Annotated in this window: 11 protein-coding genes; 7 read left to right on the forward strand and 4 right to left on the reverse strand. The window is 70.9% G+C overall.

Features of this window, described 5'->3' with window-relative positions:
- The first annotated feature begins 4 nt into the window (after positions 1-4).
- Genes AB0C26_RS09135 through AB0C26_RS09160 form a run of 6 tightly spaced genes read left to right on the forward strand, consistent with a single transcriptional unit; the run spans position 5 to position 5,776 of the window.
- Positions 5-1,660 carry a DUF885 family protein gene (locus AB0C26_RS09135; RefSeq protein ID WP_360244144.1) on the forward strand — a complete coding sequence of 552 codons (1,656 nt, stop codon included), beginning with the start codon at positions 5-7 and terminating at the stop codon, positions 1,658-1,660.
- A complete protein-coding gene (locus AB0C26_RS09140; RefSeq protein ID WP_360244147.1) occupies positions 1,653-1,859 on the forward strand; it encodes an MbtH family NRPS accessory protein in 207 nt (68 codons plus the stop codon). Before AB0C26_RS09135 ends, AB0C26_RS09140 begins: the two co-directional genes overlap by 8 nt.
- 10 nt (positions 1,860-1,869) lie before the next feature.
- Positions 1,870-2,916, forward strand: coding sequence for a TauD/TfdA family dioxygenase (locus AB0C26_RS09145; protein WP_360244150.1), 1,047 nt, complete (start codon positions 1,870-1,872; stop codon positions 2,914-2,916).
- Positions 2,916-4,658 (forward strand): non-ribosomal peptide synthetase, encoded by a 1,743-nt coding sequence (locus AB0C26_RS09150; protein WP_360244153.1) that lies wholly within the window; start codon positions 2,916-2,918, stop codon positions 4,656-4,658. Before AB0C26_RS09145 ends, AB0C26_RS09150 begins: the two co-directional genes overlap by 1 nt.
- 36 nt (positions 4,659-4,694) lie before the next feature.
- Entirely contained in the window at positions 4,695-5,207 is a 513-nt protein-coding gene (locus AB0C26_RS09155) for a thiamine pyrophosphate-binding protein (RefSeq protein WP_360244156.1), read from the forward strand.
- Positions 5,204-5,776 carry a thiamine pyrophosphate-dependent enzyme gene (locus AB0C26_RS09160; protein ID WP_360244159.1) on the forward strand — a complete coding sequence of 191 codons (573 nt, stop codon included), beginning with the start codon at positions 5,204-5,206 and terminating at the stop codon, positions 5,774-5,776. Before AB0C26_RS09155 ends, AB0C26_RS09160 begins: the two co-directional genes overlap by 4 nt.
- A gap of 43 nt (positions 5,777-5,819) precedes the next feature.
- On the opposite strand, the gene AB0C26_RS09165 is transcribed toward AB0C26_RS09160, so the two are convergent.
- Positions 5,820-6,176 (reverse strand): DUF6086 family protein, encoded by a 357-nt coding sequence (locus tag AB0C26_RS09165; protein WP_360244162.1) that lies wholly within the window; start codon positions 6,174-6,176, stop codon positions 5,820-5,822.
- 106 nt (positions 6,177-6,282) lie between these two features.
- Between AB0C26_RS09165 and AB0C26_RS09170 the strand changes: the two genes are divergently transcribed.
- Positions 6,283-6,927, forward strand: coding sequence for a hypothetical protein (locus tag AB0C26_RS09170; RefSeq protein ID WP_360244165.1), 645 nt, complete (start codon positions 6,283-6,285; stop codon positions 6,925-6,927).
- Here the strand turns inward: AB0C26_RS09170 and AB0C26_RS09175 are convergent.
- The 3 genes from AB0C26_RS09175 to AB0C26_RS09185 form a co-directional block, all read right to left on the reverse strand.
- Positions 6,844-7,797, reverse strand: a complete 954-nt coding sequence (locus AB0C26_RS09175) for a beta-ketoacyl-ACP synthase 3 (protein WP_360244168.1) — start codon at positions 7,795-7,797, stop codon at positions 6,844-6,846. The genes AB0C26_RS09170 and AB0C26_RS09175 overlap by 84 nt on opposite strands.
- A gap of 43 nt (positions 7,798-7,840) precedes the next feature.
- Positions 7,841-10,939 (reverse strand): YqgE/AlgH family protein, encoded by a 3,099-nt coding sequence (locus AB0C26_RS09180; protein WP_360244171.1) that lies wholly within the window; start codon positions 10,937-10,939, stop codon positions 7,841-7,843.
- Between the two features lie 160 nt (positions 10,940-11,099).
- Positions 11,100-12,020 carry an endonuclease/exonuclease/phosphatase family protein gene (locus AB0C26_RS09185; protein ID WP_360244174.1) on the reverse strand — a complete coding sequence of 307 codons (921 nt, stop codon included), beginning with the start codon at positions 12,018-12,020 and terminating at the stop codon, positions 11,100-11,102.
- Between the last annotated feature and the right edge of the window lie 154 nt (positions 12,021-12,174).

Genomic DNA, 12,174 nt, shown 5'->3' on the forward strand with positions numbered 1-12,174 from the left:
CGCCATGACGACTGGCATCGACAGCCTCGGCCGGCGGTTCTGGCGGTGGCGGGCCGTCCAGCAGCCGCGGTCCCGCGACGACCTGCCCCGCATCACTCGCCCGCCGGGCTGGCTACCCGACTGGCGCGGTCCCACCGTCCGGCGGCACCGGCGCGAACTGGCCGCCTTCGAACAGGCGATCGCGGCCTTACCTTCAACGTCCACAGTGGCCGACGTGGTCGACCTCGCCCTGCTCGGGTCGGCCACGGCGCGAGTCCGCTTCGAGCTCGACGTGGTGCGGGCCTGGCAACGCCAGCCGGGCTTCTACGTCGACCAGTCGATCGGCGTGGTCTACGACGCCCTGCTCCCCCGGCCGGAGTGGCCATCCGCGCGCCGCGCCGCGGTGCTCCGCGGGCTGCGGGCCGTTCCCGGCATGCTGCGGGAAGGGCTGGCCAACCTGGACGGGCACGTGGTGCCCGAGTTCGCGGCCGCGGCCGGCCGGGAGCTGGACCAGGTGGAGGATCAGGTCACCGCCACGATCGGGGAGCTGCGGGAGCACTTTCCGCCCGGCTCGCGGGCGGAGCTGACGGACGCCGGCACCCGCGCCGCCGCCGCTCTCGGCGACTACCGCCGAAGCCTGAGCACGCTGCGCCCGGGTGACTTTCCGGGGCCGCTGGGCGCGGAGGGCTTCGCGTTCTTCCGGCATCGGGTGGCGCTGCTGCCGTACGACCCCGACGAGATGATCGAGACGGGGCGCGCGGCCTTCGCCCGGGCGGTACGGAACGAGGAGGAGGCCGCCACGGCCGTCGCGGCGGGGCGGCCGGCTCCCGCGACGACGGCCGAGCAGATCGCGCGGCACGACCACGCCGAACGGGCCGTGCTCGCCCACTACCGCGACGCGGGCCTGCTCGACCTGCCCGGATCGCTGCGCGGCTACCGCGCGCTGCCGATGCCGGGCTATCTGATGCCGCTGTGCTGGCTGGCCGTCACCGACGACCTCGGCGGCTGCGAGCGCCCCGGCGACGCCGTCACCTACGTGCCGCCGGTCGGACACGAACGCGGCTTCTTCGACCTGGCCAACGTCCGCGACGCCCGGCTCGGCGTCCTGCACGAGGGCGCGCACGCCCAGCAGCTGGCGCTGTCCTGGACCAACCCCCGGCCACTGCGCCGCCGGTACTACGACTCCGCCCCCAACGAGGGCATCGCCTTCTACAACGAGGAACTGCTGCTGCGCAGCGGTCTGCTCGACGACAACCCGGACGCCCGGCGGGCCGTGTGGACCTTCATGCGGCTCCGCGCCCTGCGCGTCGAGGTGGACGTCGGGCTGGCACTGGGGCGCATGACGATCGAGGACGCGGCCGGCGCGCTCGCCGCCGGGGTGCCGCTCGACGACGCGACGGCCCGGCAGGAGGCGGCGTTCTTCGCCGCGACGCCCGGGCAGGGGCTGTCCTACCAGATCGGCAAGACGCAGATCGAGCGGCTGATCGCCGCCGCCCGCGAGCGCGGCCACTCCCCCGCCGAGGTGCACACGTGGCTGTGGCGCAACGGCAACGTGCCGATCGCCCTGCTGAGGTGGGAGTTGCTCGGCTCGCGCGACGAGCTCGACCGGATCGGTACGCCCGTGATGGCCGGAGGAAAAGCGAACGATAGCGCCGCCGCCGAGGCTGAGAACCATGACTGACGAACAGACCTACGACGCGGTCGTCAACGACGAGGAGCAGTACTCCATCTGGCCCACCGACCTGCCGGTGCCCGCCGGCTGGCGCGAGGCCGGACACCGGGGCAGCAAGGCGGACTGCCTCGCCTACATCGGACAAGTCTGGACCGACATGCGGCCCGCGAGCCTGCGCGCCGCCATGGCCGGCACCCACGTCGAGTGAAGGAGCAGCAATGGCACCGACTCAACGGCTGAACGCCGGCACCATCAACGAGATCGACATCCGGCGGGCGGACGGACGGCCCCCCGTCGTCACGGCACCGCCCCTCGGCGACCTGGACGACGCCGTACGGTGGCTCTCGGACGCGCGGGAACCGCTGCGCGCGGAGCTGCTGCGGTCCGGCTGCACGATGATCCGCGGCCTGCCGATGACCAGCGCCGCCGACTTCGCGCAACTGCGCGACGTCCTCCTGCCCCGGCGGGCGGCCTACAAGGAGAAGGCGACGCCCCGGACGGACTTCGGCGAGGGGGTCTTCTCCTCCACCGATCTGCCGGCCAGCCAGCCCATCCGGCTGCACAACGAGAACAGCTACACCCTGGACTTCCCGGGCGCCCTGCTGTTCGGCTGCCTGGTCGCGCCCGAGCAGGGCGGCGCGACAACCGTCGGTGACATGCGGGAGGCGCTGCGGCTGGTGCCCGGTGACATCCGGGAGCGGTTCGCGCGACACGGATGGCTGCTCGTCCGGCACTACTCGGAGCTCGCCGGGCTGCCCTGGCAGACCAGCTTCGGCACCGACCAGCCGGCCGAGGTGGAGGCGTACTGCCGGGACAACGTGATCGGCGCCGACTGGCTGGACGACGGCACGCTGCGCACCCAGCAGCGCCGGGCCGCCATCGTCACCCACCCGGTCACCGGCGACCAGGTCTGGTTCAACCACATCGCCTTCTGGAGCCGGTGGAGCCTCGAGGACACGATCCGCGAGGTGCTGACCGACACGTACGGGCCCGACCGGTTGCCCTTCGACACCTATTACGGCGACGGCGACGCGCTGAGCCCGGCGGACACCCAGGCCCTCAACGCCGCGTACGACGCGGTCACCATGCGGGAGTCCTGGCAGCCGGGCGACCTGCTCCTGGTCGACAACATCAGGTGCGCGCACGGGCGCGAGGCGTTCCAGGGCGCGCGCAAGATCCTGGTCGGCATGGGCGACCCGGTGCAGCTCGCCGACTGCCGCCCGGTGCCGCCGCCCGCCACCGGCCCGCACCGATCGGAGCAGTGATGACCTCCGACACCGGCACCGCCGCCGACCTGCTCACCCGGCTGGCCGAGGTTCCGGCCGACCGGCCGGCCCTGGACGCCGGGGGCCGCACGCTCACCTTCGGCCGGCTCCGTGACGAGGCGGCCCGGGTGGCGTGGTCCCTGACCCGGGCCGGCGTCGGGCCGGAGAGCGTCGTCGCCGTCTGCCTGCCGCGCGGTCCCGAGCTGACCGTCACCCTGCTGGCCACGCTGGCCGCCGGGGCGGCCTACCTGCCGGTGGATCCGCAACTGCCGGCGTCCCGGCGCCGCTACCTGGTCGAGGACGCGGGCGCCGACGTCCTCGTCAGCGCCGGCGACTTCGGCGACAGCCTCGCCGAGGACTTCACCTTCGCCGAGCTGTCCGCCGGCGAGGACCGGCCGTTCGCGCCGGTGCCCGTGCACCCCGACACCCTGGCCTACGTCATCTACACCTCGGGCTCCACCGGCGCGCCCAAGGGCGTCGAGGTGAGCCGGGGCTCGGTGGCGCGGCTGCTGACGGCCCTCGAGGAGGTGGGCATCGCCGGGCTGGACGGCGCCCGGGTCGGATGGAACGCGTCGCCCTCGTTCGACGCCTCCGTGCAACAGTGGATCCGCCTGTGCCGCGGTGACACCGTGGTGATGCTGGACGAGACCACCCGTACCGACCCGGCGCTGCTCGCCGACGCCATCGTGGACAAGGCGCTCACCGATCTCGACATCACCCCGTCGCACGCCGGGCCGCTCCTGGAGGCGCTCGGCGAGCGGGCGCTCCCGCCCGGGCCCCGGCCGTTCCAGCTGCTGGTCGGCGGGGAACCGATCGGGGCGCGCCTGTGGCAGGCGCTCGCCGACCGCGCCGAGGCCGGCGTCCTGCGGGCGGTGAACCTCTACGGCCCGACCGAATGCACCGTCGACGCCACCATGTGCTGGATCACCGCCGACCGGCGGCCGCACCTGGGTGAGGCGCTGCCCGGCCTGCGTCTCATGCTGCTGGACGACGAGGGCCACCCGGTGGCCGACGGCGACATCGGGGAGATCGTCCTGGCCGGCGCCAGGGTCGCGCGCGGCTACCGCCATCGGCGCGAGCTCACGGCCGAGCGGTTCGTGCCGGAGCCGTTCTCCGCCGGAGGAACGCGGATGTACCGCACCGGCGACTACGCCCGCCGCCGCGCCGACGGCGGACTCGAATACCACGGGCGCCAGGACCGGCAGATCAAGCTCCGCGGCTACCGCATCGAGCTGGGCGAGATCGACGCGGTGCTGGGCGAGCACGACGGCGTCGCGGAGATCGCCACCGTGGTGCTGCCCCGCGACGGCGATCCCTCGCTGGTCGCCTACTACCGGCCGGCGGGCGAGCCGGCGCCGGCGGATCTCGTCGGCTGGGCGGCCCAGCGGCTGCCCCACTACATGGTGCCGAGCGCCTTCGTCGCGCTCGACCGGCTGCCGACCAACAGCAGCGGCAAGCTCGACCTGTCGGCGCTGCCCGAGCCGGCCAGCACGGTCACCGCGACCTCACCCACCGGCCCGGTCGAGGAACTGATCGCCGACGTCTGGTCCCGGGTCCTCGGGCTCGACTCGGTCAGCCGGGACGACGACTTCTACGCCCTCGGCGGCCACTCGCTGCTGGCGATCAACCTGGTGGCCCGGGTGCGCCAGGACCTGCGGCGGCCGCTGACCCTGCAGGACGTCTACCGCCACCCCCGCCTGCGCGACCTGGCGGACTTCGCCAGCTCACTGCGGGCCTGCTGACCGGCCGGAACGCCACCGATCCCCGATTGGAAGACCATGACCGTAACGGTAAGCAGGGACTGCGCGTCGGCGCTCTCCGACTCCCTCAGCCACCAAGGTTTCGCACCGTTCTTCGGCACGCCCTGCGGCATCCTGGCGCCCCTGTTCCAGCGCCTGGAGGACCGCTCCCAGCTGGTGCCGATCGCCCGGGAGGACAACGCGGTGGGCATCGCCGCCGGTGCCTCCATGGCCGGGCACTCCCCCGTCGTGATGATGCAGAACTCCGGGCTGGGGCAGTCGGTGAACGCCCTCGCCTCACTCGTGGTGCCGTACGGCGTACCCATGCTGCTGATCGTCAGCATGCGCGGCGTGCCGCCCGACGACACCAGTGAGAACGTGGTGATGGGCCGGATCACCGAGAGCGTGCTGGCCGGCGCCGGCATCCCGGTGTCCTGGCTGGACGCCGGCGACGTCGACGAGCAGGTGGCCTGGGCCCGCTCCCTGGTCGTGGAGCGGCGGGTGCCCGCCGCGCTGCTCGTCGCCCCGGGCCTGTTCGGGTGGCGGCCATGAACAAGACCGAGGCCATCACCGCGGTGATCCGTACGACCGTCGACGAGCCGATCATCTTCACCACCGGCTACGCGTCCCGGATCGCGAGCAGCGTCGCCGACCGCTCCAGCCACTTCTACATGACCGGCAGCATGGGGCTGGCGGCCAACATCGGGCTCGGCATCGCCCTGTCCACGCACTCCACGGTCGTCGTCGTCGACGGCGACGGAAGCCTGGCGATGAACCCCGGCTGCCTGCTGAGCGCGGGCGCCTTCCCGGGGGCCAAGCTGCTGCACCTCGTGCTGGACGACCGCCGGTACGAGTCCACCGGCGGCCAGGCGGCGCCGACCGGGCGGACTGACTTCGTCGGCCTCTCCCTGGCCGCCGGCTACGGCCGGGCCCACCGGGTGGACGACGTGGCCGGGCTCACCGGCGCCCTGCGCGAGGGTCTGGGGGCGACCAGTCCGCAACTGCTGCACTGCGTGCTGTCCGACGCCCGGATAGGCAAGCCACCGCCGCGCATCGTGCCGGACCTGCCCCGCCACCGGGAGCGCTTCGCCGGCCATCTGGAACGAGTGGCCGCACGCTGAGAGGGCCGCACAGCCTCCGGGCTGTGCGGCCCTGGGCCGCCAGTCACCCGCGCATGAATGCGCGTAGTTCGTCGAGCGCCTCGCGCTCCCCTTCGTCGCGCGGTTCGATCACGATCTCCGCCCGGTCGAGAACGCCGATGGACACGGCCGGCACGCTGCCCAGCAGAAGCCGCATCTGCGGATGCCGGTGGTCAACGAAGTACCGCAGCATCGCGGCGACGAACTCCGGAAAGGCCACCGGGTCGATGGCGTACGAGTCGCCGCTTCCCATGCTCTCGGTGAGGCCGGTCGGCTTCTTCAGCATGTCGGCGGTGGCTTCGAGCATGTCGAGGTAGAGGGCCGCCACCCGGTTCGCCGGCGACCAGATGGTCTGGTGCTCGAATTCGAAAATGTAGGTCACGGTTGGACCGACCCCGCATCACCTGGTGCCTGTCGCGATCTTAGGCTGACCACGGACTCGGCGTGCATCCGCACGGTGGCGGTTTTCCCTTCAGGAACGGGTGCGGATGGATACGACAGGCCGGGTGCGGCGGCCGGGAATCGTCGGGCTGGCCTGCGGCATGTTGGCGGCCGGTGGAGTGTTGTTCGCGGCCGAGGTGAAGCTGTCCGGTGACAAGTACTTCACGGATATGCGCACTTACGAGCAGGCCGCGCACGACGGCGTCATCGAGAACGACACGGCGTGGGCGGCGGCCGGCGTCACCATTCACTGGACCATGACAGTGGTGGGTGTCTTCGTCGGGCTCGCGCTGGCGGTTCTGGCCGTCCTCGCCTTCTTCGGCCTGTCGTGGGCGCGGGTCGTCAGCTGGGTTTTCGGGCTTCCGATCCTGCTCTGGTACGGCGTTCTCGCGCTCCTCAACTTTCCGGTGGTCTCGGTCGTCGGCGACGTGGCCGAGCCGGACCCGGCGCGGGCCGAGCTGGCCCGCCGTCTCGAGGAAGCCTGGCCGTCGTGGCTGGGCACGCTCGACGTCGTCCTCATGGTGTCGGTCTCGGTGTTGCTGATCGCCGCCCTGGTGTGCCAGACGGTGCCAGCCGCCGACGCGTACTTCCGAAGGAACGCGCGCGGGTCAGGGCAAGGTGACGACCTGAGCGGCGTACGAGAGACCGGCGCCGAAGCCGACGAGCAGGGCGGGGCCGGTCGTGTCGGGTAGGGCGGCCATCGCCTGCGGGATGGAGGCCGCGCCGGTGTTGCCGTTGGTGACGATGTCGGTGGCCACCGCGACGTGCGGGCCGAGGTCCAGGGCCTTGGCGGCGGCCGAGGTGATGCGCAGGTTGGCCTGGTGGGGGATGAAGGCCGCCAGGTCGGCCACCGAGACGCCGGCGGCGTCCAGTGCGCGCCGGGCCAGGTCGGGAATGACCGAGGTGGCCCAGCGGAAGACCTCGGGGCCGGCCATCCGCAGGATGCCGGTCTCGTCGTACCGCAGAACCTCGCTCTTCGAACCGTCGGCGCCCCACACCACCGGTCCGATGCCGCAGGTCTCGGCCGGGCCGACGACCACCGCGCCGGCACCGTCGCCGAAGAGGAACGCTGTGCCGCGGTCGCGCTCGTCGATGATGTCGGTCATGCGTTCGGCGCCGACCAGCACCACGTAGCCGGCCGCGCCGGCGCGGACGAGCGCGTCGGCGGTCGCCAGCGCGTACGGGAATCCGGCGCACGCCGCTCCCAGATCCATCGCGGCGGCCGCGGTGGCGCCGAGCGCGCCGGCCACCAGCGGGGCCGTGGTGGTGGCGCGGCCGCGGTGGGACATCGTCGCCACCAGGACGGCCGAGACGTCGCGCGGATCGACGCCGGCGCCGGCCAGCGCCTTGGAGGCGGCCGCCGCGGCCATCATGACCAGATCCTCGTCGGGTGCGGCGCGCCGGCGCGACTCGATGCCGCAGCGGCGGCGGATCCACTCGTCGCTCGAGTCGATCAGGGCGGCGATCGTCTCGTTGCCCACCTCGGTCCGCGGGCGGTAGGTGGCGACGCTGAGGATGCGCGACCCGGGGTGACCGGCGCGGCGCTGCAAGGGTTGGCCCATGGCAGGTATACAAGCATGCCTGGCTGGGCGCCCTTTGGTTCTCTTATTCCTCGCCGGTAACCAAGCTTTCCGGCGAGCTCAGGCGCCGCAGCGCAGCGACGGCATGCGGGTTTCCCACACGCGCTGAGATGTCCAGCCAGGCATATGCGACGTTGGACCGGCGAGCGAGCTTCGCGTACAGGTCGTCCGGCATGCGGCTGAACGGCTCGTTCCGGGCGACTCCGACGAGCCACGTCGCCCCGCTGAACAGGTCTCGCTCGAGCTGGCCGGATGGCCAGGCCACGTGTCCCGCGAAGATCCGGATCTTGGTGAACCATTCTCCGACCGTCTCGAACTGTTCCGCGCCGACCTCGAGGGTGTAGACGTTGCCCGTCACGTGATAAGACCACGGCGGGTGATCCCGGTCGGCTCGCAGCCAGCCCAGGCAGATCCATCGATCGGGCGACTGGTCACCACCGGAAAAGATGCGTTTCGGATCGACGGCCAGGTCCTGCGACCCGGGAAGCCCGTCTCCGGTCAGCATCGACGTCGGGGCGTTGAGCACCACGCCGTAGGCGCCGTCGGGCCGATGACGGAACACCATGATCACAGAGGTGGCGTCCCGCCGGTGTGACATGTCCGGAGCGGAGATGAGGAGGGCCCCGCGCAGCCCATAGGCGGAGACACCGGAACGGACGTAGGTCAACGCGTTCACCAGCCGGTCGCTGCTGACACCGAGACGTCGCAGCAGATGAGCTGCGTGGCACTCGCGGTCCGCGAGGAGGCTCAGCACCAGATGTTCGACGCCGACCTGCCGATCGCCGCGGGCCGCCGCCTCCATCTCCGCTCGATGCAGCGACCTCTCCGCCTGTTCGGTCATCGGCGACACCGGCAACGCGGGCGTCTCCGATCCGGGCAGACTGTCGAGTTCGCGCCGCAAACGCTCCCCCGTGATGCCCAGCAAGGCCCACACGTCGGGGTCGGACCGACCGGCCTGCCGGAAGGCTCCGAGGAGCAGGTGCTCGGTTCCGGCCGGCTTGACACCGGAGGTGGTCGCCTCCTGCGCCGCCAGGGTGGCGACCTGGTCGAGAACGGTGGGTCCCGATGCCGGCAACCAACCCGGGTCGTCGTCCTCAGGCTGTCGTACGCCGGCCGCCGCTCCGGCGAGGTGATCGAGCAGGGTGACGTGCAGAAATTGGTAACCGCTGGAGGACGGGCTCATGAGAATACGCTCGTCGACGTGGGCCAAGAAGGCGCCGAGCGGCCGGGGGAACTGGCCCGAGAGGTACCCCCACATCACGGCCACGCGGCGACCGGCCATGGACACCAGAATGCTGGACGCGGACGCCCAAAGTGCGATGACGCCCGGTCCGATGGAGATGGCCAGAACTTGCTGGGCGACGTGGGATGACGCCAATGGCCCGTGGGCCACCACGAGCGACACCCAAGGGATGACGGCCAGGACGATGATCGCGCCGGCGTCCTTCAGAACGTCGTCCAGGCCGGTGTTCGGGCGGAAGGCATCCGCGTCGCGGGCCGGGTCAGAGTAGCGGCCAAGCACCAGAGCGATCAGGATTCCCACCGGCCCGAAGAGATTGAGTGGGATGAGGCCGGCGGCCAATCCGGGCTGCCCGTAGAAGACACCGACACCGAAGCCGACGAACAGTCCAGCGATGAAAAGATAGATGGTTGGCAGCAGGGTGTACCAGATGGGGAACCGCACCGTGCGCCTGCGGCCGATGCCGCTCCACCCGGCCACCAAGCACAGGAGGATCGACACCGCAGTGACTGTCGTTCCGGCGATACCGGCGTCCAGATGGCGCAGAAGCATCACGCCGCCGGCGACGACCAGCAGGCTCCAAGCCGTCGCCATGACGGTCACCATGCCCATGACTTGCGAATTCGGGAGCCATTCCGGGCCGAGGTCCCGCTTGTCGAACTCGACACGTCCGTGTGCGCTCATGACCCGGGCCATCAGCCTGAGCCACAGTTCGGTACGGGCCGGCGGAAAACGCCGGTCGCCGAAGCGCTCGAGTTTCGCGAAACGACGGCGGTCGAGCATCTGCGTGACGTACTGCTCCCACAGCTGGTCGAGCCGCTGGCTCGCGGACCCTTTCAGAAGCTCCGGGCCCGGGGTTCGACCCCGGTAGGCCAGAATCGCGACGACGAGCGCCAGAGGGTCCTGGAAGAGCTTGAGCAGGGTGCGATCCTTCAGACAGGCCGCGCGCAGCCCCTCGGCCTCCGGCCCGGCATCAGCCAGACAACGGCCGATCTGTCCGCTTGTCAGGGGGAGGATCTCCACAGCCAGATCGAAGTGCAGGCGAGATCGTAGCTGGAAGTACTCGGCCTTCCGGCTGGCCACCACCATGCCGAAGGTGTAGCGATTGAGTCGGCTCAACATCTGCACACACGTGTCCCGAGCACCGGAGTCGGGTATCTCGTCCAGCCCGTCGAGCAGAAGGACCAGTGGCGAGTTGTTCGCGGTCAGCCACTGCTCGTCCAGGACCCGGTAACGCTTCAAGATCTCGGATCCCAACCAGTCCAGCACGCTGTGCACCGATGTCCCGATGCGAGCCCAGTTCGCCTCCGAAAGCGGTAGCAGAACAGGAACCGGAGCCGATTCATCGGCATCCGCCGCATCGAGCAATGCTTCGAGAAGGTGCAGCAGTTGGGTCGTCTTACCCGCCCCCGGACGTCCCACGATCAGCAACCGGCGTTCGGCCTCGTCCCGGTCGAAGACGAACTCCAGTGACGAGACCGAGAGCACTCTCGATTCCTTCTCCCGGACCTCGACCTCGCCGTTCAGGGCACCCGGTGCCGTGGCGAAACCAAGACGCAAAGGCACACGCTTCTCGAGGGAGTTGGCCAGAACCTGGTTGACCCAGATGCCTCGGACTCTCTTCCGGAGATCTGTCAGGCTGCGGTCCCGGTTGCTGAAGCTGCGTTCCACCAGCTCCGGGTCTCCCTGCTCGGCTGTGTCGGCCGACTTTCCCCGCGCGGTGATCAGCGCGAGCAGGACCGACACCACCACGAACAGCACGACGCCGACGAACAGATTGCTGCGCATCCATCTCTGTCCGGGCAGGAGGGGGTTTTGGGCATTCCAGTCGGCGAGCGGCCCGAAGTAGGCGAGGACCGATGCGGAGATCGCAGCGGTCAGCACGATCCCGAGTCGGGAGCGCCGATCGCCCCGGGGCCTCTGTGCCAATGCCGCTCCTCACCACGCCTGCCACCTGATATTGACGCTAATCAGGGCCGCGGCACGCCCCCATCCCCCGAAGCGGCATGCGCGCCTCCGCGAAGAGGCTGGGCGCGGAGGTGAGCTACGGCAGGGCGCGGCGGAGTCGGGCGGCGCCGCGCAGGGCCTGGTGGTCGGTGACTGTGGGGTCGGCGTCGACGGCGTCGCCGGACAGGCCGGTGAAGTGGTCGCGGCTGAGGAAGATGTAGTCCAGCTTGGTGTCGGGGCGGTCGGCGGGTGGCTTCCACTGGTCGTACGTCGCCTCGCCGCTTCGGCAGTCGGCGCAGGGCGCGCCGACCTCGGCGAAGCGGGTGTAGAGGTGGTCGAGGGTCTCGTCGCCGGGTTCCACGTTGAGGTCGCCGCCGAGGACGACCGGGATGCCGGCGTCGAGCCACGGGTTCACGATCTTCTCGACCTGGTCCGCCTGGTAGCGGTTGGCCGCCGGGTCGGAGGCGGTCCAGTGGGTGGAGCAGACCCGGATCGTCGTGCCCTGGGCGGTGGTGTCGCCGCACAGCAGGTAGTACTGCTCCCCCACGGCGCCGGGCGGGTCGAGTCGCCGGGCGGGCAGCGGGCTCAGGTTGCGGGCGAACAGCGCCAGGCCCGCGTCGGCCGAGCCGGCGCCGCCGTCAACCCAGCAGTTGGCTGTCGTCGCGGTCCGGACGAACAGACCGGTATAGCCGGACGTTTCGAGTTTTTCGTCCATGGCGTCGTACTGGTTGCGGCAGACCTCGTTCAGAAAGACGGCGTCGGGGTTCCATTCGGCCACCTGCCGTTCCACCTCACCGGCGCGCGCCGGCACTTCGCCGCGGGAGGCGTTCGTCATGTCGTCGGTGCACAGGAACGCCCGGCTGCCGCCGGAACCGCAGATGTTGTAGGCCAGGAAGCGCAGCCCGGGCGGCTGAGCGACCTCGACGCCGTCCCTTTCCGGTGTCATGGCGATCACACCGGCGGCCGCGCAGGCGAGAACCGCGAATCGGGCCGCCCACCGGCGCGTTTGCCTGCGCATCGGTCACGTCATACCCGCTGGGTGCTTACGGCAACCGCGCACCTTTTGTACATGAGATTGACTCGCAGTTTGCTTGTAGTTAACCTCCCTTCCGCTGTGTGGTCCGGCTGCGCCCATAGCGGACAACGGGGGAGCCACTTGTGACTATCGAAAG

This window comes from Actinoplanes sp. NPDC048796 (assembly GCF_040650035.1).
In the GTDB taxonomy this organism is placed as follows: Bacteria; Actinomycetota; Actinomycetes; order Mycobacteriales; family Micromonosporaceae; genus Actinoplanes.